Here is a 23,526-nt window from a genome sequence, read left to right as displayed (position 1 = left end):
ATTGAGACAGTGTCACTCAGTGACAGCAGACAATAAATGATTCCCCCGTAGTTCACTGATTTTCACTATGCCATCGAAACCGGATGTGATCACCTGGCTGCCATCGTCGCTAAAGGTGGCCGATGTGACCTCGTCATCATGGACAATGGTGGCTTTTTCTAACCATGTACCATCATCCTGCTGACCAATGACTTTCGCCGTTTTGTCATCGCTGGCAGTCACCACATGGCGGCTATCAGGGCTGAAGGTGGCAGATATGACGAAATCCTTATGGGAAAAGATGGCTCTTTTTTCCCATAAGCCATCGGCTTTTCGGCTGTATATTCTCACTGTGCCATCGTTGCTGGCAGTGACAAGATGGCGGCCATCGGGGCTGAAGTTAGCTGAGTTGACAATTTTCTTATGTTCAATGATGGTATTTATTTTCCATGATCCATCGGCCTTCCTGCTAAAGATTTTCGCCATACAATAATCCACACCGGCGGTGGCCACATAGCGACCATCAGGGCTGATGGTGGCGGTGGGTGACATGTCACCATTATTAATGGGAATAACATCTTTTTTTTCCCATGACCCATCGTCCTTCCGGCTGAAGATTTTCACCGTTCCATCGCAACAGGCGGTTACCAGATAGCAGCCATCATTGCTGAAAGAGGCTGATGAGACAGTATTTTCATGGGGAAGGGTGGTGGTTAACTGCCATGATCCATCGCGTTTTTTGCTATGGATTTTAGCCGCCTGGCGGCTACCGGCGGTCACCACGTGCTGGCTATCGGGGCTGAAGGTGGCTGAGTTGACGTAAAGATCATCGAGAGTGGTGATCTTTGGTTCCCATGATTCATCGCCCAGATCATATATTTCCGCCGTGTTCATCGAACTGGAGATCAGTACATGGTGACTATCGGGGCTGAAAACCACTGATTCGACCCTTTCATCATAATGGGGAATGGTGATTTTTATTTCCCATGTTCCATCAGCCTTGTGTTCGTAGATTTTTGCTGTTTTGTCGCCATTGGCGGTGGCCAGATAGCGGCCGTCAGCACTGAGTGCGGCTGAAATGACTCGATTGTGAAATGCCATATCTGAAATATTGGCAGAGAGATCATAGGAGTCGGCTTTATAAGTTTTGTCAATGGTGGCGATAGTGACCAATTCAAAGGTTTCACATTGAGACATCAGCTCAGCCCTGATGAAAAATAGTAGAGCAGACGAATAAAGGCCTGTGGGCTGGCGTTCTGTATGTGAATTGAGTAACGCCTGATCATTGGTAAACGACTCAAACCAGGCTCGGAGTTGATTCTTGTCTTTTCGGGTGAGGGTCACCCTCAGCTGATTCAGGTGTGCTGGAGAAAGCTGTCGATACCAGGCTTTTGCCAGAGCGTTGTCTTCTTTGATAACGTCGCGAAGGCGGGTACATACCTGTTGTAAACTGCGAATATCCCGAACTTTCAAATGGCGAAAAATCAGGGACAGTGTATCTGAGGTTAAATCCTGAAATGAAGATTTTTGTTCCTTGTCAGATACAGTAATGGACCAGACCGCACTTTTTCCCATTGGTGTTAGCGATAGAGCTTGAGTTTGCGCTATTGGCGGTTCAATAAAGGAATTATTTATTTCATACATGACTGCTTCCTGTAAAGTTGTTATTTATCTTTGATCAACAAAGGCGTTTAAAAATCCTCAAAAATAATCAGAGACAATTTCTGAACGAAAGTTCAAAACAGCTTGGTCAGTGAAATTAACAAAAGTTCTTTCGGCACGTGCAGGATAGTTCTATCAAGATAGCGTCACGCAGTGACAGCAGACAATGAATGATTCCTGCGTAGTTCAGTGATTTTTACTACGCCATCGAGGCTGGATGTGATCACCTGGCTGCCATCGGCGCTAAAGGTGGCCGATGTGATAATGTCACTGTGGACAATGTTGGCTTTTTCTGACCATGACCCGTCGTCCTGCTGACCCATGATTTTCGCCGTTTTGTCATAGCTTTTAGTCACCACATGGCGGCCATCAGGGCTGAACTTGGCTGATGTGACCCAACCCTCATGGGAAAAGGTGGCTTTTTCTTCCCAAAAGCCATCGGCTTTTCTGTCGTAAATTTTCACTGTGCAATCTTTGCTGGCGGTCACTACATGACGGCTATCGGGGCTGAAAACGGCGGATTGGACAGTTTTCCTGTGTTCAATGATGGTATTTTCTTTCCATGATCCATCGGCTTTCTTCTCACAGATTTTCGCATTGCAATCATCACTGGCGGTAACCAAATAGCAACCATCGGCGCTGAAGGTGGCTGACATGACAGAAGAATTATGAGTAATGACACCTTTTCCTTCCCATAATCTATCGTCTCTCTGGCTAAGGATTATTGCCACTTTATCGTGACAGCCCAATACCACATGGCGGGCATCGGTGCTGAAAAAGGCTGAATAGACAGGTCTGTAATGGGGAAGGGTGGCTTTTAACTGCCATGATCTGTCATCGTCGTTTCGGCTGTGGATTTTCGTTACGCCATCATAACTGGCGGTCAAGATATGTCGACTGTCGGTGCTGAAGCTGGCTGAAGTGATGCCACCACCATGGGAAATGGTAGTGTTTGGTTGCCATGATTCATCGCACTCCCGAACATATATCTGTACCGTGCCATTATCACTGGCAGTAAGTAGATGGTGACTATCGGGGCTGAAAATCGCTGACTTGACCCATTCGTTATGGGGAGTGGAGGTTTTTTTTTCCCAGGTTCCATCGGACTTTTGGCAGTAGATTATTGCCGTATAGTCTCCATTGACGGTAACCAGATAGTGTTCATCAGCACTGAGGGCGGTAGAGTAGACTTTACTGAGTTGTCTCATATAGAGGCGGTCGCCCCTGTCGGCAGCCGGGTTGGGTTTATTGGTTTTGTCAATGGTGGCTTTTGTGACTAATTCAAAGGTTTTACATTGAGACATCAGCTCAGCCCTGATGAAAAATAATAGAGCAGGTGAATAAACACTCGTGGGCTGGCGATCTGAGAGTGACTCGAGAAACGCCCTATCATTCGTAAACGACTCAAACCAGGCTCGGAGTTGATTCTTGTCTTTTCTGGTGATGGCCATCTTCAGTTGATTCTGGTGTGCTGAAGAAAACTGGCGAAACCAGGCTTTTGCCAGAGCGTTATCTTCTTTGATAAGGTCGCGAAGTCGGGTACATACCTTTTGTAAACTGCAAATATCCCGAAGCTTCAAATGACGAAAAATCAAGGACAGCGTATCTGAGGTTAAATCCTGAAAAGAAGATTTTTTTTCCTTGCCAGTTGCAGTAATAGACCTGCCCGTGTGGTTACCCGTTGGTGTTAGCGATAGCGCTTGAGGTTGCCTTAGTGACAGTTCGATATCGGAATCATTATTTATTGCATGCATGACTGGTTCCTCCGTAGTTCAGTGATTTTCACTATGCCATCCACACTGGATGTGATCACCTGGCTGCCATCGGCGCTAAAGGTGGCCGATGAGATAGCGGCATCATGGACAATGTTGGCTTTTTCTAACCAGGTACCATCATCCTGCTGACCAATGATTGTCGCCGCTTTACAATGCAAGGTAGTTGTCACCAGGTGGCGGCCATCAGGGCTGAAGGTGGCTGACATGGCCAAAAAATTATTGGCAAAGGAGGCTTTTTCTTCCCATAAGCCTTTGGCTTTTCTGCCGTAGATTCTCACTGTGCCATCGAAGATGGTAGTCACGACATGACGGCCATCGGGGCTGAAGGTAGCTGAGTTGACACCATTTCTGTGTTGACTGATGGTGTTTATTTTCCATGATCCATCGGACTTCTTCCTATAGATGTTCACTGTGCCATCGAGGCTGGCTGTGACCACAGAGTTACCAGCGGGGCTGAAGTCGGCTGACATGACAGTACCTTCATGGGGAAAAACCTCTTTTTTTTCCCATAATCTATCGTCTCTCTGGCTATAGATTCTTGCCGTATTACTCCCGCAGGCGGTTATCACATGGCGGCCATCGCTGCTGAAAGTGGCTGAATAGACCGAATAATTATGGTAAAAGGTAACTGTTAACTCCCATGATCCATCATCTTTCCGGCTATGAATTTTCACTGTTTTATCAAAACTGGCGGTCACGACATGACGACTATCGGTGCTGAAGGTGGCTGAACTGATCTGATGATCATGGAGAATGTTGATGTTTGGTTTCCATAACTCATTGCATCCCAGGCCACATATCTTCGCCCTGTGATTCGAGACGGTTACCAGATGGTGACTATCGGGGCTGAAAATCGCTGATCTGACCGAACTGCCATGGGGTATGCCGGTTGTTCTTTCCCATATTCCATCAGCCTTTTGGCGGTAGATTTTTGCCGAATTGTCTCCATTGGTGGTGATCAGGTAGCGGCCATCGGCACTGAGAGCGGCAGATTCGACTTTATTGAGTTTTCTTAAATGGTCGGTTTCGTCAATGCTGGTGGCTGAGTTGACTTTACAAATTTTGTCAATGGTGGCTTTTGTGACTAATTCAAAGGTTTTACATTGAGACATCAGCTCAGCCCTGGTGAAAAATAATAGAGCAGGTGAAAAAACACTCGTGGGCTGGCGATCTGAGAGTGACTCGAGAAACGCCTGATCATTGGAAAACGACTCAAACCAGGCTCGGAGTTGATTATTATCTTTTTCGGTGACGGCCATCTTCAGTTGATTCTGGTGTGCTGAAGAAAACTGTCGATACCAGGCTTTTGCCAGAGCATTATCTTCTTTGATAACGTCGCGAAGGCGGGTACATACCTTTTGTAAACTGCGAATATCCCGAAGTTTCAAATGACGAAAAATCCGGGACAGCGTATCTGAGGTTAAATCCTGAAATGAAGATTTCTTTTCCTCATCAGTTACAGTAACAGACCTGCCCGCACTATTACCCGTTGGTGTTAACGATAGAGCTTGAACTTGCCTTAGTGGTGGTTCAGTACCGGAATCATTTTTTATTCCATGCATGACGGGTTCCTGCAAAGTTGTTATTTATTTTTCATCAACAAGGACGGTTAAAAATTATTTAGTCAGTCAGAGACAATTTCAGAATGAAAGTTCATAACAGGTTGGTCAGTGAAACTAACAAAATTTCTTTCGGCGCATGAAGGAAGGTGTCACTCAGTGACAGCAGACAATAAATGATTCCTCCGTAGTTCAGTGATTTTCACTATGCCATCCTGACTGACTGTGATCACCTGGCTGCCATCGGCGTTAAAGGTGGCCGATGAGATACTGGCATCATGGACAATGTTGGCTTTTTCTGACCAGGAACCGTCACCCTGCTGACCAATGATTTTCGCCGTTTCACTGTATAAGATAGTAGCCACCACATGGCAGCCATCGGGGCTGAAGGTGGCTGATAAGACAAACCCGCTATAGGAAAAGGTGGCTTTTTCTTCCCAGAAGTCATTGGCTTTTCTGCCATAAATTTTAACTGTGTGATCGTCGCTGGCAGTCACTACGTGGCGGCCATCGGGGCTGAAGGTGGCCGAGTTGAGATAATCACCGTGTTGAATGACGGTATTTTCTACCCATGATCCATCGCACTTCTTGCCATAGATTTTCGCCTTGCCATCGGCACTGGCGATGATCACATAGCAACCATCGGCGCTGAAGGTCGCTAACTCGACAACACTATCATGGGAAATGATATCTTTTGGTTCCCAGGATCCATCGCCTTTCTGGCTATAGATTTTCGCCGTCTTATCCTGACAGGCAGTTACCGAATGACAGCCATCAATGCTGAAAATGACTGAAAGGAAGGCATTGTGACGGGGAAGGGTGGCTGTTAACTGCCATGATCCATCATCTGTCTGGCTATGGATTTTCGCTGTGTTAGCCAAACTGGTGATCAAGACATGTCGACTATCGGTGCTGAAGGTGGCTGATTTGATCTTATGATCATGGAAAATGATGGTGTTTTGTTCCCATGATTCATTGCATCCCAGATCATATATCATTGCCTTGGCACCACTGGTGATAACAGCATGGCGACCATCGGGGCTGAAAATCGCTGATCTGGTGTGTCCGTAGTGGCGAATGATGGTTTTTATTTCCCATGTTCCATCAGCCTTGCAGCCGTAGATTTTTGCCGAACAGTCGTTATTGGTGGTGAGCAGATAGCGGCCATCAGCACTGAGAGCGGCTGAGTGGACTCTGCTGCGGCCTGCCATAAGGAGGCGATCAATTTCGCTGGTGGCTGAGTTGGGTTTATAAGTTTTGTCAATGGTGGATTTAGTGACCAATTCAAATGTTTTACATTGAGACATCATCTCAACCCTGGTGAAAAATAAAAGGCTAGCTAAATAAACACTCGTCGGCTGGCGATCTGTGAGTGACTCGAGTAATACCTGATCATTGGAAAACGACTCAAACCAGGCTCGGAGTTGATGCTTGTCTTTTCTGTTGATGGCCATCCTCAGTTGATTCTGGTGTGCTGAAGAAAACTGGCGAAACCAGGCTTTTGCCAGAACGTTATCTTCTTTGATCAGGTCGCGAAAGCGGGTGCATACCTTTTGTAAACTGCGAATATCCCGAAGTTTCAAATGGCGAAAAATCAGGGACAGTGTCTCTGAGGCTAAATGCTGCAATGAAGGTTTATTTTCCTCATCAGTTACAGTAATGGACCTGCCCGCATGGTTACCCGTTGGTGTTAGCGATAAAGCTTCGACTTGCGGTAGTTGTGGTTCATTAACGGAATCATTATTTATTCCATGCATGACGGGTTCCTGAAAAGTTGTTATTTATCTTTGATCAACAAGGAGGGTTCAAAATTATTTAGTAGTCAGAGACAATTTCAGAATGAAAGTTCATAACTGGTTGGTCAGTGAAACTAACAAAATTTCTTTCGGCGCATGTAGGAAGTTGTTACTCAGCAACAGCAGACAATAAATGATTCCTCCGAAGTTCAGTGATTTTCACTGTGCCATCGAAACCGGATGTGATCACCTGGCTGCCATCGGTGCTAAAGGTGGCCGATGAGATAGGTGCACGATGAACAATATTGGCTTTTTCTGACCATGACCCATCATCCTGCTGACCAATGATTTTCGCTCTTTTGTCATAGCTGGCAGTCACCACATGGCGGCCATCAGGGCTGAAGGTGGCTGATAAGGCCCAATGCTTATGGGAAAAGGTGGCTTTTTTTTCCCAAAAGCCATCGGCTTTTCTACCGTAAATTCTCACTGTGTTATCTTTGCTGGCAGTCACTAGATGACGGCTATCGGGACTGAAGGTGGCTGAGCTAACAATGTCCTTGTGTTGAATGAGGGTACTTTCTTCCCATGATCCATCGGCCCTCTTCTTATAGATTTCCGCCTTGTTACTACCGACGGTGACTAAATAGTTACCATCGGCGCTGAAGGTGGCTGACAGGACAACATAACTATGGGGGATGACATCTTTTACTTCCCATGATCCGTCGTTCTGGCTATGGATTTTCACCGTTTTATCCATGCAGGCGGTTACCACATGGCGGCCATCGGTGCTGAAAATGGCTGAATAGACATATTTTTTATGGCGAAGGGTGGCTGTCAAGACCCACGATCCATCATCCCTCCGGCTATGGATTTTCGCTGTTTTATCCAGACTGGCGGTCAGGACATGACGACTATCGGTGCTGAAGCTGACTGAATTGATCGCAAAATCGTGGCGAATGGTGGTGTTTGATTGCCATGATTCATCCCACCTCAAATCGACTATCTTTGCCGTGCCATTCTCACTGGCAGTAGCTACATGATGACTATTGGGGCTGAAAATCGCTGATTGGACCTGTAAGTTATGGGGAATGGTGGCTTTTTTTTTCCATGTGCCATCAGGTTGGAGACCGTAGATTTTTGCCGTATTGTCTCCATTGGCAGTGACCAGATAGTGGCCATCAGCACTTAGGGCGACCGATATAACAGTATTATTCATGCGCTCCTCAAAGGATGTGGCTGAGTTCGCTTCATATGTTTTGTCAATGGTGGCTTTTGTGACTAACCCAAAGGTTTTACATTGAGACATCAGCCCAGCCTTGGTAAAAAATAATAAAGCAGGTGAATAAACACACGTCGGCTGGCGATCTGTGAGTGACTTGAGTAACGCCTGATCATTGGAAAATAATTGAAACCAGGCTCGGAGTTGATTCTTGTCTTTTCTGTTGATGGACATCCTCAGTTGATTCTGGTGCGCCGAAGAAAACTGGCGATACCAGGCTTTTGCCAGTGCATTATCTTGTTTGATCAGGTCGCGAAGGCGGGTACATACCTTTTGTAAACTGCGAATATCCCGAAGTTTTAAATGGCGAAAAATCCGGGACAGTGTGTCTGAGGTTAAATCCTGAAATGAAGATTTTTTTTCCTTGTCAGTTACAGTAATGGACCTGCCCGCACTATTAGCCGTTGGTGTTAGCGATAGAGCTTGAGTTATTGGCGGTTCAATAGCGGGTTTATTATTTATTCCATGCATGACGGGTTCCTGCTAAGTGGCTATTTATCTTTGATCAACAAGGACGGTTAAAACTATCTAGTCAGTCAGAGACAATTTCATAATGAAAGTTCAAAACAGGTTGGTCAGTGAAACTTACAAAATAACTTTCGGCACGTGCAGGATAGTGTTGTAGAGATAGTGTCACTCAGTGACAGCAGGCAATAAATGATTCCTCCGTAGTTCAGTGATTTTCACTATGCCATCCACACTGGATGTGATTACCTGGCTGCCATCAGCGCTAAAGGTGGCCGATGAGACAGTGTCATCATGGACAATATTGGCTTTTTCTGACCATGAACCATCATCCTGCTGACCAATGATTTTCGCCGTTTTACAAAACATGGCCGTTGTTACCAGGTGGCGGCCATCCGGGCTGAAGGTGGCTGATAAGGCCCAAAGCTCATGGAGAGAGGAGGCTTTTTCTTCCCATGAGCCATTGGCTTGTCTGCCGTAAATTTTTACTGTGAAATCTTTGCTGGCAGTGGCTACATGGCGGCCATCGGGGCTAAAGGAAGCTGACATGACAGGTTGCCTGTGTCGAATGATGAAATTTTCTTCCCATGATCCATCGGACTTCTTCTCATAGATTTTCGCTTTGCAATCCTGACTGGCCGTGACCACATAGTGACCATCGGGGCTGAAGGTGGCTGAAAGGACAGTATTATTATGGGGAAAAACCTCTTTTTCTTCCCATAATCTATCGTTGTTCTGGCTATGGATTTTCGCCGTTTTATCCTTACAGGCGGTTACCACATGGCGGCCATCGGTGCTGAAAATGGCTGAATAGACAGGTCTGTTATGGGTGAGGATGGCTGTTAACACCCATGATCCATCATCTTTCTGGCTATGAATTTTCGCTGTGTTATCAAAACTGGCGGTCACGACATGACGACTATCGGTGCTGAAGGTGGCTGAACTGATCAGAAAATCATGGACAATGATGATGTTTGGTTGCCATGATCCATTGCATCCCAGGTCACAAATCCTCGCCCTGTCATTTGTACTGACTGTAAGCAGATGGTGACTATCGGGGCTGAAAGTCACTGATTTGACTTTTTTACTATGAGGAATGATGGTTTTTATTTCCCATGCTTCATCAGGCTTGTGGCCGAAGATTTTTGCCGTATTGTCGCCATTGGCTGTGGCCAGGTAGCGGCCATCAGCACTGAGGTCGGCCGATTCGACATTATTGGCATGTTCCATGAGATCGAAATCGGCAGTGCTGGTGGTTGCGTTCGCTTTATAAGTTTTGTCAATGGTGGCTGTAGTGACTAATTCAAAGGTTTCACATTGAGACATCAGCTCAGCCCTGGTGAAAAATAGCAGAGCAGGTGAATAAACACTCATCGGCTGGCGATCTGTGAGAGACTTGAGTAATGCCTGATCATTCGTAAACGACTCAAACCAGGCTCGTAGTTGATTCTTGTCTTTTCTGGTGATGGCCATCTTCAGTTGATTCTGGTGTGCTGAAGAAAACTGGCGAAACCAGGCTTTTGCCAGAGCGTTATCTTCTTTGATAAGGTCGCGAAGGCGGGTACATACCTTTTGTAAACTGCGAATATCACGAAGTTTCAAATGACGAAAAATCAGGGACAGCGTATCTGAGGTTAAATCCTGAAATGAAGATTTCTTTTCCTTGTCAGGGACAGTAATGGACCTGCCCGCATGGTTACCCGTTGGTGTTAGCGATAGAGCTTGGACTTGCGGCAGTGGTGGTTCATTAACGGAATCATTATTTATTCCATGCATGACGGGTTCCTGCAAAGTTGCTGTTTATCTTTGATCAACAAGGACGGTTCAAAATTATTTAGTCAGTCAGAGACAATTTCAGAATGAAAGTTCATAACAGGTTGGTCGGTGAAACTAACAAAATTTCTTTCGATGCGTGCAGGAAGGTGTCACTCAGTGACAGCAGACAATAAATGATTCCTCCGTAATTCAGTGATTTTTACTACGCCATCCAGGCTGGATGTGATCACCTGGCTGCCATCGGCGCTAAAGGTGGCCGATGTGATAATGTCATCATGGACAATGTTGGCTTTTTCTGACCATGAACCATCATCCTGCTGACCAATGATTTTCGCCGTTTTACCATACGAGGCCGTTGTCACAAGGTGGCGGCCATCAGGGCTGAAGTAGGCTGATTTGACCGAATGCTTATGGGAAAAGGTGGCTTTTTCTTCCCAAAAGCCATCGGCTTTTCTGTCGTAAATTTTCACTGTACGATCTTTGCTGGCGGTCACTACATGACGGCTATCGGGGCTGAAAACGGCCGAGTTGACAGTTTTCCTGTGTTGAATGATGCTATTTTCTTCCCATGATCCATCGGCTTTCTTCTCACAGATTTTCGCATTGCCATCAGCACTGGCTGTAACCAAATAGCAACCATCGACACTGAAGGTGGCTGACATGACAGGAGCATTATGAGTAATGACACCTTCTACTTCCCATAATCTATCGTCTCTCTGGCTAAGGATTTTCGCCATTTTATCGTCGCAGGCGGTCACCACACGGCGGGCATCGGTGCTGAAAAAGGCTGAATAGACAGGTATGTAATCGGGAAGGGGAAGGGTGGCTGTTAACTGCCATGATCTATCATCGTCGTTCCGGCTATGGATTTGCGTTATGCCATCATAACAGGCGGTCAAGACATGTCGACTGTCGGTGCTGAAGCTGACTGACTGGATGCCTGCATCATGGGAAATGGTAGTATTTGGTTGCCATAATTCATCGTACTCCCGATTAACTATCTTTACTGTGTAATCAGCACTGGCAGTCAGTAGATGGTGACTATCGGGGCTAAAAAACGCTGATTTGACCCATTCGTTATGGGGAATGGAGGTTATTTTTCCCCAGGTTCCATCAGCCTTTTGGCAGTAGATTTTTGCCGTATTGTCTTCATTGGCGGTGACCAGATAGCGGCCATCAGCACTGAGGTCGGCTAAGTAGACTTTACACTTTAGACCAATGGTGGCTTTAGAGACTAATTCAAAGGTTTTACATTGAGACATCAGCTCTGCTCTGGTGAAAAATAATAAAGCAGGTGAATAAACACTCGTCGGCTGGCGTTCTGTGAGAGACTCGAGTAACGCCTGATCATTCGTAAACGACTCAAACCAGTCTCGGAGTTGATTATTATCTTTTCCGGTGATGGCCATCCTCAGTTGATTCTGGTGTGCTGAAGAAAACTGTCGAAACCAGGCTTTTGCCAGTGTGTTATCTTCTTTGATCAGGTCGCGAAGGCGGGTACATACCTTTTGTAAACTGCGAATATCACGAAGTTTCAAATGGCGAAAAATCAGGGACAGCGTATCTGAGGTTAAATCCTGAAATGAAGATTTTTTTTTTCTTGTCAGGGACAGTAATGGACCAGCCCGCATGGTTACCCGTTGGTGTTAGCGATAAAGCTTCGACTTGCGGTAGTGGTGGTTCATTAACGGAATCATTATTTATTCCATGCATGACGGGTTCCTGCAAAGTTGCTGTTTATCTTTGATCAACAAGGAGGGTTCAAAATTATTTAGTAGTCAGAGACAATTTCAGAATGAAAGTTCATAACAGGTTGGTCAGTGAAACTAACAAAATTTCTTTCGGTACATGCAGGACGCTTTCACTCAGTGACAGCAGGCAATAAATGATTCCTGCGTAGTTCAGTGGTTTTCACTATGCCATTCAAATTGGATGTGATTACCAGGCTGCCATCGACACTAAAGGTGGCCGATGAGATACAGCAATTATGTATAATGCTGGCTTTTTCTAACCATGTCCCATCATCCTGCTGACCAAAGATTTTCGCCCTTGTGTGATAGAGAGAAACAGTCACCACATGGCGACCATCAGGGCTGAAGGTGGCTGATAAGACAAATTGATTATGGTCAAAGGTGGCTTTTACTGCCCACAAGCCATTGGCTTTTCGGCCGCATATTTTCACGGTGCAATCGTCGCTGGCAGTCACGAGATGACGGCTATCGGGACTGAAGGTGGCCGAGTTAACAGCTTTCCCGTGTTGAATGGTGGTATTTATTTCCCATGCTCCATCGGACTTCTTCTCATAGATTTTCGCAATGCAATCCTTACTGGCGGTGACCACATAGCGACCATCGGCGCTGAAGGTGGCTGACAGGATTTCATCAGTATGAGGAAAAACCTCTTTTTGTTCCCATGATCCGTCGTCCATTTGGCTGTAAATTTTCGTCGTTTTATCGAGACTGGCTGTGATCACATGGCAGCCATCGGCACTGAAAGTGGCTGAACAGACTACCTCGTTATGGGGAATGTTGGTTGTTAACTCCCATGATCCATCATCCTTCTGGCTATGGATTTTCGCTGTCGCATCCTCACTGGCGGTCACCAGATGTCGGCTATCGGTGCTGAAGTCGACTGATTTGATGTCACGACCATGGACAATGGTGGTGTTTGGTTCCCATGATTCATCGCACCTCAAATCAACTATCTTTGCCGTGCCATTCATACTGGCAGTAGCTAGATGATGACTATCGGGGCTGAAAATCGCTAATTTGACCTGTCCGTCGTGGGGAATGGTGGCTTTTTTTTCCCATGTTCCATCAGGTTGGAGGCCGTAGATTTTTGCCGTTTTGTCTCCATTGGCGGTGACCAGATAGCGGCCATCAGCACTCAGGGTGGCCGAGTCGACCCTATTGAGGTCTTGCATATTCATGCGAACCTCAAAGGGTGTGGCTGAGTTTGCTTTATATGTTTTATCAATGATGGCTTGTGTGACTAACTCAAAGGTTTCACATTGAGACATCAGCTCTGCTCTGGTGAAAAATAATAGAGCAGGTGAATAAACACTTGTGGGCTGGCAATCTGTGAGAGACTTGAGTAACGCCTGATCATTCGTAAACGACTCAAACCAGGCTCGGAGTTGATCCTTGTCTTTTCTGCTGATGGACATCCTCAGTTGATTCTGGTGTGCTGAAGAAAACTGGCGAAACCAGGCTTTTGCCAGAGCGTTATCTTCTTTGATCAGGTCGCGAAGGCGGGTACATACCTTTTCTAAACTGCGAATATCACGAAGTTTCAAATGCCGAAAAATCAGGGACAGCGTATCTGAGGTTAAATCCTGAAATGAAGATTTCTTCTTCTTGTCAGTTACTGTAATGGACCAGCCCGCATGGTTACCCGTTGGTGTTAGCGATAGAGCTTCGACTTGCGGTAGTGGTGGTTCATTAACGGAATCATTATTTATTCCATGCATGACGGGTTCCTGCAAAGTTGTTATTTATCTTTGATCAACAAGGAGGGTTCAAAATTATTTAGTAGTCAGAGACAATTTCAGAATGAAAGTTCATAACAGGTTGGTCAGTGCAACTAACAAAACTTCACTTGCTTTGATATCAAGGAGGTACATGGCGCGTAATCGTGACAAATCTTCATGCTGACAGTCTGGAATAATCAACAACGCAAGAGAAAATCAGGCTTTGATTTTGCAGACGGGAAAAGTTAACTGTTTTTCAGGATATTCTCGCTGTTGCAGCACATATTTTGCACGTTTAACAAAACGATCGTTTTTTCAGACACTACTCTCGCGTTCCCGCAACACGCCCAGGGCGACCAAGGCCAGGGTGATCGACCAGCCGCGAAACCTTTTCCGATATCAACTCATCGAGGGCGAGGGCAGCGGCCGGGTTATCCTGGGCGATGTATTCCCGGATATCTTTTCGGTCGAGGCTGGCCGGTTTGGTCCAGACCAGCCTCACGAGCCAGAGCCTAACAGTTTGCGCTGCGTTTCTGCTCGCCATGCGGCAGCTTCGGCTTCCACGTCCTCAGCGACTATTAGCTCGCCCGCATTGGCCGAGTCTATGCCTGCCTGAACTTCGCGCCGAAACCATGCGTCATGCTCTGCTGCTTCCTGCTGCTGCCGGACAAAATCCCGCATGAAATCACGGAGAAGTTGCGCCCCACTACGGTCGCTAGATTTGGCCGCTTGGGCAAACTGGCTTTTCAAAGCGTCATCGACCCGGAAGGTAAAAGTTGCCTCGCTCATGGTTGTGTCCTTATGTGTTACAAGATAATGACACCGTAGCACATTGGCGGTTTTCCATCTATTACACACCGTAGCGCATATGGGTCATGTCACTGCGCTTCGCTCATCGATATAGTTTTACTTTACCAGTAACATGAAACAGTGCCGTGAAAACCGGCCTCCCTGCACACTTGCACAGACGAACTCATTATCCTGCTCTGCGGTGGTGACAAGGCTTCCCAGAAGCGGGATATCAGGCTCGCCAAAGAACTGGTAAAAGCCTTGGAGCTAAAGCCATGAACACAGAACTGCATGACTTGTAGGGCAAGTACAGCAAGGTATTTGAGTTATTCTCACTTAATGTGGGCACAAAATGCCCCTTGTTTGCAGGCAAAGCCGCTCTTGTTTGCAAGCAGCTTCAGTTAGCGGACGCCATTCTCGTGCCTTATCAAATACAGGCATTCCCGCAGAAAACAGCCTGACCCGCTTTTCTGAACTCAATTCTCTCAGCCAAAAAGCCTTCGCCGGAGAGCTGCCAGGATTAAGCGCTCACCTTGCAAGAGGATATCGCTCAGTGACAGCAGACAATAAATCATTCCTCCGTAGTTCGGTGATTTTCACTATGCCATTCCAACTGGCGGTGACCACATGGCTGCCATCGGCGCTAAAGCTGGCCGATAAGACCCAGTCGTCATGGGCAATGGAGGCTTTTTCTGACCAGGAACCATCATCCTGCTGACCAATGATTTTCGCCGTTTTGTCATGGCTGGCAGTCACCAGATGGCGGCCATCAGGGCTGAAGGTGGCTGATAAGACCGAATTCTTATGGGAAAAGGTGGCTTTTTCTTCCCAAAAACCATCGGTTTTTTGGCCATATATTTTCACTGTGCCGTCGTTGCTGGCAGTCACCAGATGGCGGCCATCGGGACTGAAGCTGGCCGAGTTGACGGTTTGTGTGTGTTGAATAATGGTATTTTCCTGCCATGATCCATCGGTTTTCTTCTCATAGATTTTCGCCTTGTAATCCATACTGGCGCTGACCACATAGCAACCATCGCTACTGAAGCTGGCTGACAGGACGGCACCATCATGGGGAATGGCATCTTTTTCTTCCCAGGGTCGATCAGCCCTCAGGCTATAGATTTTCGCTGTCTTATCGTTACAGGCGGTTACCAAATGGCTGCCATTGGTGCTGAAAGTGGCTGAACGGACTGAAGAGTTATGGGGAAGGATGGCTGTTAACTGCCATGATCCATCGTCCTTCCGGATATGGATTTTCGCTGTGTTATCGGAACTGGCGGTCACCAGATGTCGGCAATCGCTGCTGAAGCTGGCTGAATTGATGAGACCATCATGGCGAATGATGGTGTTTGGTTGCCATGATTGATGGCACCCCAGATCATATATCCTCGCCTTTCCATTCAAACTGACGGTGACTAAATGCTGACTATCGGGGCTGAAAATGGCTAACTCGACCCAGGCGTCATGGCAAAGGGTGGTTGTTTTTTCCCAGGTTCCATCGGGCTTTTGGCCGAATATTTTCGCTGTTTTGTCGCCATTGGCGGTGACCAGATACTGGCCATCGGCACTGAGGTCGATTGAGTTGACTTGATTGAGGCCCGCTAAACGGTTGCATTCCTCAGTGCTGCTGGCTGAGCCGACTTTATACGTTTTATCAATGGTGGCTTTAGTCAATAATTTAAACGTTTCACATTCAGACATCAGCTTAGCCCTGGTGAAAAATAACAGACCGGCTGAATAAACACTCTTCGGCCGGCGATTTGTGAGTGACTTGACTAATGCCTTGTCATTCGAAAACGAACTAAGCCACGCACGGAGTTGATGCTTGTTTTTTGTCTTGATGCTCATCCCCAGTTGCTGCTGGTGTGGTAAAGAAAACTGGCGATACCAGGCTTTGACCAGAGCCTTATCTTCTTTAATGACGTCGCGAAGGCGGGTACACACCTTTTGTAAACTGTGAATATCCCGAAGTTTTAAATGGCAAAAAATCAAGGACAGTGTATCTGAGGCTAAATCCTGCAATGAAACTGTTTTTTTTTTCTTATCAGTTACAGTGATGGACCTGTACCCATGGTTACCCGTTAGTGCCAGCGATTGATCTTGCGTTAGTGGTGGTTTAATACCGGGATTGTTATTTATTCTTTGCATCTCTGGTTCCTGCAAGTGCTATTTATCTCCGATCAACAAGAACGTTTAAAAAATTAATAAGTATCTGGTTAGGTACTTACGTCAGTTGGAGACATTTTCAGAATGAAAGTTCATAACAGGTTGTTAAGTGCAACTAACAAAATTTCTTTCGACACATGCAAGAGGCTGTCACTCAGTGACAGCAGGCAATGAACGATTCTTTCGTAGTTCAGTGATAATCACTGTGCCATCCTCACTGGCTGTGATCACCTGGCTGCAATCGGTGCTAAAGGCGGCCGATGAGATCTTGCCATCATGGGTAATGGTGGCTTTTTCTAACCATGACCCGTCATCCTGCTGAGCGATGATTTTCACTGTTTTGTCTCTGCTGGCAGTCACCAGATGGCGACCGTCAGGACTGAAGGTCGCTGATAAGGCCCAACCCTTATGAGAAAAGGTGGCTTTCTCTTCCCAAAAGCCATCGGCTTTTCGAGCGTAGATTTTCACCGTGCCATCGTAGCTGGCAGTGGCTACATGGCGGCCATCGGGGCTGAAAGTGGCTGTGTTGACGATTCCAGTGTGTTGAATGGTGGTAATTTTTTTCCATGATCCGTCGGCCTTCTTGATAAAGATTCTTGCCTTGCAATCCCTACTGGCGGTGACCAGATAGCGGCCATTGGGGCTGAACCTGGCTGATATGACAATACCTTTATGGGGAATGGAGTCTTTTTCTTGCCATGATAATCCATCAGCCCCCAGGCTATGAATTTTCACCGTTTTATCGTGACAGCTCGTTACCAAGTGGCAGTCATCAGTGCTGAAATTGGCTGAATAGACACAAGACCAATGGGGAAGGATGGCTGTATATTGCCATGATCCATCATCCTTCAGGCTATAGATTTTCGCAGTGCAATCCCAACTGGCGGTCACCACATGTCGACTATTGGTGCTGAAGGCGGCTGATTTGATGCGTCCACTATGGAGAATGGTGGTTTTTGGTTCCCATGACCCATCGCACCCCAGAGCACATATCTTCGCCGTGTAATTCAAACAGATGGTGAGTAAATGTTGACTATCGGGGCTAAAAATGACTGACTCGACCCGGTTTTCATGGGGAATAGTGGTGTTTATTTCCCATATTCCATCCGCATTGCGGGCGTAGATTTTTACCCTATAGTCTCCATTGGCGGTAACCAGATAGCGGCCATCAGCACTGAGGGCGGCTGAATACACTTTAGCGAGGAATGCTATCGGCAGGTGATCAGGAGTGTCGATGGCTGAGTTGGCATGATAAGTTTTATCAAAGGTGGCTTTAGTGACCAGTTCATAGCTTTCACATTTAGACATCAGCTCTGCCCTGGTGAAAAATAACAGATCAGTTAAATTAACACTTTCTGGCCGACAATCTGTGAGCGAATTGAGTAACGCCTGGTCACTAGAAAACGACTCAAGCCAGGCACGGAGTTGATCCTTGTCTTTTGCATTAATGGTCATCCTCAGTTGCTTCTGGTGTGGTAATGAAAACTGGCTAAACCAGGCTTTTGCCAGAGTGTTATCTGTTTTGATAAGGTCACGAAGGCGGACACATACCTTTTGTAAACTGCGAATATCCCGAAGTTCCAAATGGCAAAAAATCATGGATAGTGTATCTGAGGATAAAGCCAGCAATGAAGATTGTTGCCTTATTTTCTTATCGGCTAGAGTGACGGACCTACCCGCATTCCTACCCACTAGTGCTAACAATCGATCTCGGGCTCGCTTTAGTCGAGGTTTAATACCGGGATTATTATTTATTCCATGCATGACTGTTTCCCACAAGGTTGATATTTATTCTTGATTAACAAGAACGGTTAAAAATCATTTATTTAGTTGGAGACAGTTTCGGAACGAAAGTTCATAACAGCTTGTTAAGTGCAACTGACAAAGTTTCTTTCGGTGCATGCAGGAGGGTGTCTTTTGGTGACAGCAGACAACGAATGATACCAAAGCAGTTCAGTGATTCTCACGCTGGCATCCCAACCGGCGGTGATCACACGATGGCCATCGTCGTTAAAAGTCGCTGATTTTATCCAGCTAAAATGGGCAATGCTGGCTATTTCTATCCATGAGCCATCGGCTCTCTGAGCAATGATTTTGGCCGTTGCGTCACCGCTGGCAGTCACAATATGTCGGCCATCAGGGCTGAAGATGGCCGATGTGACCCAGGCCCTATGATAAAAGATGGCTTTTCTTTCCCATGAGCCATCGGCTTTTCTGCCGTAAATTTTCACTGTGTCATCTTCGCTGGCAGTGACTACATGAAGGCTATCCGGGCTGAAGTTAGCTGTGTTGACATGATCCTTGTGGTCAATGACGGTCTTTACTTCCCATGAACCTTTGTCGTTCTTGCCACAGACTTTCGCGGTGTGATCCCTGCTGGCAGTGACCACATAGCGGTTATCGGGACTGAAGCTGACTGAATTGACAATGTCATTATGGTCAATGATGGCTTCTACTTTCCACGATCCATCGGTATTCTGGCTATGGATTTTCGCTGTGTAATCCCAACTGGCGGTGACTACATGGCGGCCATCGGCGCTGAAGGCAGCTGATTGGACCAAACCATCATGGGAGAAGGTGGCTGTTAATTGCCATGATCCATCGTCCTTCCGGCTATGGATTTTCGCTGTCATGTCCCAACTGGCGGTCAACACATGGCGGCTATCGGCACTGAAGGTGGCTGATCGCACCGAATACTCATTGGTAATGATGGCTTTTTTTGTCCATGATTTATCGTACTCCAGACCATATATTTTCGCCGTGCCATCATAACTGGCAGTCACCAGATGCTGACCATCGGGGCTGAAACTGACTGAGTTGAGGTCACCGTTGTGTGGAATAAGGCCCTGTTGTACCCATGATCCATTGCCCTCCTTGCCGTAGATTCTCACCATTCTACTGGCGGTGGCCAGATGGCGGCCATCGGCACTGAGGGCGGCTGAGTTGATAGTTTCATTTTCCTTAATGGTGGAGTTTGTTACCAACTTAAACCTTTCATAATGAGACATCAGCTTAGCCTTGGTGAAATACAACAGAGCAGGAAAATAAACACTCTCCCGTCGCCCCACGAGTGAATTGACTAACTCTTTGTCATTCGTAAACGACTGCAACCAATCACGGAGCTGATAGTCATTTTTTCTGCTGATGGTCATGCTCAGTTGATGCTGATGGGGTGAAGGAAACCGGCGATACCAGGCTTTTGCCAGAGCGTTATCCTGTTTGACAAGATCGCGAAGGTGGATACATACCTGTTGTAAACTGCAAATATCCCTAAGCTTCAAATAACGAAAAACTCTGGAAAGAGATAATAAGGATAAATGCTGCAGTGAAGGTTTTTCATTTTTTCCTGTGTCAGCCAGAGAGATTGTTCTGCCTGCACGGCTAGCCGCATCTGTTCTTGATTGAACTCGTTCAGGTTGTGAATGTAAGCCTTCAATGCTGGAGTTATTACCTATCCCATTCATGATTTGTTCCCAGAGACTGAGTATTTATCTTGATTAGCAATTACCATTGAGCTGGTTAATTGCCGAATGGCGTCTCTCAGTGAACAGCATTCAATTATTTCTCTGCAGTTCATTAATTTGCACTGTTCTATCCCAACTGGCGGTTACCACATAGCGATTATCGGCGCTAAAGTTGGCTGTCATAACCAAGTTGCCATGGGTAACGCTGGCTCTTTCTGACCATGACCCATCGTTCGCCTGACTAATGATTTTCGCCGTCCAATCTTTGCTGCCGGTCACCAGATGGCAGCCATCAGGGCTGAAGGTGGCTGAATGCACAGCTCTGGAATGTTTAATGACGGTTTTTTCTTGCCATTTTTCATGAGCGTTCAGGTAATAGATTTTCACCGTGCGATCATTACTGGCAGTCACCAAATGGCGGCTATCGGGGCTGAAGGTAGCTGAGTTGACAGAACCCTCGTGGTGAATGGTAGCTATTTCTACCCAGAATCCATTGCTATCCCTGCCAAAGATTTTCGCCTCTTTGTCATCGCTGGCAGTCACTACATAGCGGCCATCGGGGCTGAAACTGGCTGAATTGATGCTGTTTTCATGGGAAATGACACCTTCTAATTCCCATGATCCATCGGCCTTCTGACCATGGATGTTCGCTCTATGATTCCCCCAAACGATTACCAAATGGCTGCCATCGGTGCTGAAGGTGGCAGATATCTTATTGACGTCGTCGGTTATGCGTTTTTCTGGTTCGATATAACCTCGGGAAAGGCTGGCTGTTTCTGCCCATGATCCATCGTCCATCCGGCTATGGATTTTCGCTGTGTAATTCCAAAAGGCAGTTATCACATGGCAGCCATCGGTGCTGAAAGCGGCTGATTGGACACAACCATCATCGCGCAGGGTGAGGGTGGTTGATAATGCCCATGATTCATCGGACCCCAGGCTATATATTTTCGCCGTGTAATCGCTGCTGATTGTTAGCAAATGCTGGCCATCAGGGCTGAACATGGGTGATTTGACCCTGCAGTGATTGGGAATGCTGGTTTTTTTTAACCATGATCCAACACTCTTCTGGTCATAGATAGTCGCCTTATATTTATCACTGGCGGTCACAAGATGACGGCCATCGACGCTCAGAGCGGCTGACTTGATCAAACTATTTTCGTGAATAGTGGCTTCTGTATTCAGATTAAATGTTTCATATTGAGACATTAGCCGGGCTCTGTTGAAATATAACAACGCAGGCGAATAAACGCTCTCCAGTCTGAGATTTGCCAATGGCTCGACTAACGCCTCATCCTCGGTAAAGAGGTTCAACCAATCACGAATTTGATGACTGTCTTTTGCATTGATGGACGTGCTTAGTTGACGCTGGTGTGCTGAAGAAAACTGGCGATACCAGGCTTTTGCCAGAGCGTTGTCGTCTTTGACAGCGGTTTGGAGGTGCTTGCATGTCAGTCCTGTATTGTAAATATCTCTAAGCTGCAAACAGCGAAAAATCATGGAAAGTGAGGGTAAAGACAGTAGTGATGGTCTTTGCTTTTTTTCCTCGCCAACTACAGTGACGCTCCTGCCCGCGCTGTCATTCGCTGGTGTTGCCAGTCGAGCTAGCTTTGGTGGCGAGACCGGACCTTCAACGAGGGGATTATTATCTATTCCGTGCATGTCTGACTCCTGAAAAATTTGGAATTATCTTCGTCCAATAGAGACGTTCGAAAGTTAATCATTCAGGTTAGAAACTGTTTCGGAATGATAAGTTCAAAACATTTTGTTAAGTGCAACTAACAAAGTTTCTGTCTTTTCGCCTGCGCAGAAAGATGTCAGACAATGACAGCAGGTAATGAATCATTCATCCGTAGTTCAGTGATTTGCACCTCACAGTCCCTGCCGGCAGTAATCACACGGCTGCCATCGGCGCTGAAGGTAGCATATAAGACGTTGCCTTTGTGGTAAATTCTGGCTTTTTCTGACCATGATCCATCGTCGTTCTGGCCGATGATTTTCGCCGTTCCGTCCCTGCTGGCAGTGACCAGATGGCGGCTATCAGGGCTGAAGCTGGCTGAATTGACCCCATCGTCATGGTTAAAGGTGGCTTTTTTTATCCATTTTTCATCAGCGTTCAGGTAATAGATTTTCACCGTGCAGTCGTTACTGGCAGTGAGCACGTAACGGCCATCGGGACTGAAGGTGGCTGACCAGACAGCACAATCGTGTTCAATGGTGATTTCTGGCAGCCATGATCCATCGGCCTGCCTGCCGTAGATTTTCGCTGTGAAATCGCGGCTGGCGGTCACGATATAGTGACTGTCCGGGCTGAAGTTGCCCGTGTAGACGATACTTTCATGGGGAATGATACCTTTCACTTCCCATGATCCATCGGTCTTCTGACTGTGTATTTTTGCTGTGTAATCAAAACCCGCTGTGACCAGGTGGCAGCCATCGGCGCTGAGGGCGGCTGATTCGATACGTGCATTATGGGAAAGGGTGGTTGGTAATTCCCATGATCCATCGTCTTTCAGGCCATGGATCATCGTCGTTCCGTCCCTGCTGGTAGTCAACACATGGCGCTCATCGACAATGAGGCTTAATGCATGACGATTATTTGCCAGGGTCGCTTTATGTTTCCATGACCCATCAGCCTCCTTGTCATAGATTTTCACTGTGCCATCGCCACAGGCGGTCAACACACGGTCACCATTGAGGTTAAAAATAACTGAGTTGACCCAGTCCTCATGGGGAATGGTGGTTATATTTTCCCATGATCCGTCAGTCTTATAAACGTAGATTTGCGGCGTTCTTTCTCTTGGGTCTTCAGCGACGGTTACCATATGGCGGCCGTCAACACTGAGGAGAGCTGTTTCGATAGCCATGTCTTCCTTGATGGTGGCTTTATTAACCAATTTAAAGGTTTTACACTCGGACATCAGCTTAGTCTTGGTGAAATATAACCGTGCAGGTAAATAAACACTCTCAGGTTTGCAATCTTTGAACGACGTCAGTACCGCCTCATCATTAGTAAATGACTGCAACCAGGCACGGAGTTGATTCCCATTTTTTGTATTGATGGTTTTCCTGAGTTGATACTGGTGTGGTGAAGAAAACTGTCGATACCAGGCTTTTGCCAGAGTGTTATCTTCGTTGATAAGGTCGCGAAAGCGGGTACATACTTTTGTTAAGCTGCTAACATCCCGAAACTTCAAATGAGAAAAAATCATGGCAAGTGATAATGAAGATAAACCCTGCAATGAAGGTTTATTCTCGATTTCCTTGTCGGGTTCAGTGACGCTCCTGCCTGCGCAGATAACCTTTGGTGTTTGCAAACGAACTTGCCCGGGTGGTGGGGAGTGTGAACCATCGGTGCTCGATTTATTATCTATTCCATGCATGTTTTATTTCCTTATCCCTGATTG

Annotated in this window: 16 protein-coding genes; all 16 read right to left on the bottom strand. The window is 46.5% G+C overall.

The annotated features are described in order from the left end of the window. Positions 1-12 precede the first annotated feature (12 nt). Positions 13-1,623, bottom strand: coding sequence for an F-box/WD repeat-containing protein (locus tag ACOMHB_RS14280; RefSeq protein ID WP_448217121.1), 1,611 nt, complete (start codon positions 1,621-1,623; stop codon positions 13-15). Positions 1,624-1,787: 164 nt separating this feature from the next. After that, the gene (locus ACOMHB_RS14275) at positions 1,788-3,395 is read right to left on the bottom strand and encodes an F-box/WD repeat-containing protein (protein ID WP_448217120.1); all 1,608 of its coding nucleotides are present in this window, start codon (positions 3,393-3,395) and stop codon (positions 1,788-1,790) included. Beyond that, a complete protein-coding gene (locus ACOMHB_RS14270) occupies positions 3,383-4,978 on the bottom strand; it encodes an F-box/WD repeat-containing protein (RefSeq protein WP_448217119.1) in 1,596 nt (531 codons plus the stop codon). Before ACOMHB_RS14270 ends, ACOMHB_RS14275 begins: the two co-directional genes overlap by 13 nt. Positions 4,979-5,127: 149 nt before the next feature. Continuing rightward, on the bottom strand, positions 5,128-6,732 hold the full coding sequence (locus tag ACOMHB_RS14265) for an F-box/WD repeat-containing protein (protein WP_448217118.1): 1,605 nt from the start codon (positions 6,730-6,732) through the stop codon (positions 5,128-5,130). Positions 6,733-6,880: 148 nt separating this feature from the next. Continuing rightward, the gene (locus ACOMHB_RS14260) at positions 6,881-8,461 is read right to left on the bottom strand and encodes an F-box/WD repeat-containing protein (protein ID WP_448217117.1); all 1,581 of its coding nucleotides are present in this window, start codon (positions 8,459-8,461) and stop codon (positions 6,881-6,883) included. A 162-nt stretch (positions 8,462-8,623) separates the two neighbouring features. After that, positions 8,624-10,231: an F-box/WD repeat-containing protein gene (locus ACOMHB_RS14255; RefSeq protein WP_448217116.1), complete on the bottom strand. Its 1,608-nt coding sequence runs from the start codon at positions 10,229-10,231 to the stop codon at positions 8,624-8,626. A gap of 149 nt (positions 10,232-10,380) precedes the next feature. Next, the gene (locus ACOMHB_RS14250; RefSeq protein ID WP_448217115.1) at positions 10,381-11,769 is read right to left on the bottom strand and encodes a WD40 repeat domain-containing protein; all 1,389 of its coding nucleotides are present in this window, start codon (positions 11,767-11,769) and stop codon (positions 10,381-10,383) included. Next, a complete protein-coding gene (locus tag ACOMHB_RS14245) occupies positions 11,756-11,944 on the bottom strand; it encodes a hypothetical protein (RefSeq protein WP_448217114.1) in 189 nt (62 codons plus the stop codon). The genes ACOMHB_RS14250 and ACOMHB_RS14245 overlap by 14 nt, the downstream gene beginning before the upstream one ends. Positions 11,945-12,092: 148 nt before the next feature. Then, on the bottom strand, positions 12,093-13,700 hold the full coding sequence (locus tag ACOMHB_RS14240; protein WP_448217113.1) for an F-box/WD repeat-containing protein: 1,608 nt from the start codon (positions 13,698-13,700) through the stop codon (positions 12,093-12,095). A gap of 322 nt (positions 13,701-14,022) precedes the next feature. Next, positions 14,023-14,244 carry a type II toxin-antitoxin system RelE/ParE family toxin gene (locus tag ACOMHB_RS14235; protein ID WP_448217112.1) on the bottom strand — a complete coding sequence of 74 codons (222 nt, stop codon included), beginning with the start codon at positions 14,242-14,244 and terminating at the stop codon, positions 14,023-14,025. Further along, positions 14,199-14,489: a CopG family ribbon-helix-helix protein gene (locus tag ACOMHB_RS14230; RefSeq protein WP_448217111.1), complete on the bottom strand. Its 291-nt coding sequence runs from the start codon at positions 14,487-14,489 to the stop codon at positions 14,199-14,201. Before ACOMHB_RS14230 ends, ACOMHB_RS14235 begins: the two co-directional genes overlap by 46 nt. Before the next feature lie 528 nt (positions 14,490-15,017). After that, positions 15,018-16,637, bottom strand: a complete 1,620-nt coding sequence (locus tag ACOMHB_RS14225; RefSeq protein ID WP_448217110.1) for an F-box/WD repeat-containing protein — start codon at positions 16,635-16,637, stop codon at positions 15,018-15,020. Positions 16,638-16,805: 168 nt separating this feature from the next. Continuing rightward, positions 16,806-18,419 carry an F-box/WD repeat-containing protein gene (locus ACOMHB_RS14220; protein WP_448217109.1) on the bottom strand — a complete coding sequence of 538 codons (1,614 nt, stop codon included), beginning with the start codon at positions 18,417-18,419 and terminating at the stop codon, positions 16,806-16,808. Positions 18,420-18,523: 104 nt separating this feature from the next. Continuing rightward, positions 18,524-20,119, bottom strand: a complete 1,596-nt coding sequence (locus ACOMHB_RS14215) for an F-box/WD repeat-containing protein (RefSeq protein WP_448217108.1) — start codon at positions 20,117-20,119, stop codon at positions 18,524-18,526. A gap of 90 nt (positions 20,120-20,209) precedes the next feature. Continuing rightward, positions 20,210-21,781, bottom strand: coding sequence for a WD40 repeat domain-containing protein (locus ACOMHB_RS14210; RefSeq protein WP_448217107.1), 1,572 nt, complete (start codon positions 21,779-21,781; stop codon positions 20,210-20,212). 155 nt (positions 21,782-21,936) lie between these two features. After that, positions 21,937-23,502, bottom strand: a complete 1,566-nt coding sequence (locus ACOMHB_RS14205) for an F-box/WD repeat-containing protein (RefSeq protein ID WP_448217106.1) — start codon at positions 23,500-23,502, stop codon at positions 21,937-21,939. Between the last annotated feature and the right edge of the window lie 24 nt (positions 23,503-23,526).

It is taken from the genome of Endozoicomonas sp. 2B-B (genome assembly GCF_053470045.1).
This window is presented reverse-complemented; position numbering and strand designations above follow the sequence as displayed.

Excerpts from the sequence above, each read along its gene's own strand:
- ACOMHB_RS14280 (WP_448217121.1), bottom strand. The coding sequence starts at position 1,623 with ATGTATGAAATAAATAATTCCTTTATTGAACCGCCAATAGCGCAAACT.
- ACOMHB_RS14255 (WP_448217116.1), bottom strand. The coding sequence starts at position 10,231 with ATGCATGGAATAAATAATGATTCCGTTAATGAACCACCACTGCCGCAA.
- ACOMHB_RS14275 (WP_448217120.1), bottom strand. The coding sequence starts at position 3,395 with ATGCATGCAATAAATAATGATTCCGATATCGAACTGTCACTAAGGCAA.
- ACOMHB_RS14265 (WP_448217118.1), bottom strand. The coding sequence starts at position 6,732 with ATGCATGGAATAAATAATGATTCCGTTAATGAACCACAACTACCGCAA.
- ACOMHB_RS14210 (WP_448217107.1), bottom strand. The coding sequence starts at position 21,781 with ATGCACGGAATAGATAATAATCCCCTCGTTGAAGGTCCGGTCTCGCCA.
- ACOMHB_RS14225 (WP_448217110.1), bottom strand. The coding sequence starts at position 16,637 with ATGCAAAGAATAAATAACAATCCCGGTATTAAACCACCACTAACGCAA.
- ACOMHB_RS14245 (WP_448217114.1), bottom strand. The coding sequence starts at position 11,944 with ATGCATGGAATAAATAATGATTCCGTTAATGAACCACCACTACCGCAA.
- ACOMHB_RS14205 (WP_448217106.1), bottom strand. The coding sequence starts at position 23,502 with ATGCATGGAATAGATAATAAATCGAGCACCGATGGTTCACACTCCCCA.
- ACOMHB_RS14220 (WP_448217109.1), bottom strand. The coding sequence starts at position 18,419 with ATGCATGGAATAAATAATAATCCCGGTATTAAACCTCGACTAAAGCGA.
- ACOMHB_RS14260 (WP_448217117.1), bottom strand. The coding sequence starts at position 8,461 with ATGCATGGAATAAATAATAAACCCGCTATTGAACCGCCAATAACTCAA.
- ACOMHB_RS14230 (WP_448217111.1), bottom strand. The coding sequence starts at position 14,489 with ATGAGCGAGGCAACTTTTACCTTCCGGGTCGATGACGCTTTGAAAAGC.
- ACOMHB_RS14270 (WP_448217119.1), bottom strand. The coding sequence starts at position 4,978 with ATGCATGGAATAAAAAATGATTCCGGTACTGAACCACCACTAAGGCAA.
- ACOMHB_RS14240 (WP_448217113.1), bottom strand. The coding sequence starts at position 13,700 with ATGCATGGAATAAATAATGATTCCGTTAATGAACCACCACTACCGCAA.
- ACOMHB_RS14215 (WP_448217108.1), bottom strand. The coding sequence starts at position 20,119 with ATGAATGGGATAGGTAATAACTCCAGCATTGAAGGCTTACATTCACAA.
- ACOMHB_RS14235 (WP_448217112.1), bottom strand. The coding sequence starts at position 14,244 with ATGGCGAGCAGAAACGCAGCGCAAACTGTTAGGCTCTGGCTCGTGAGG.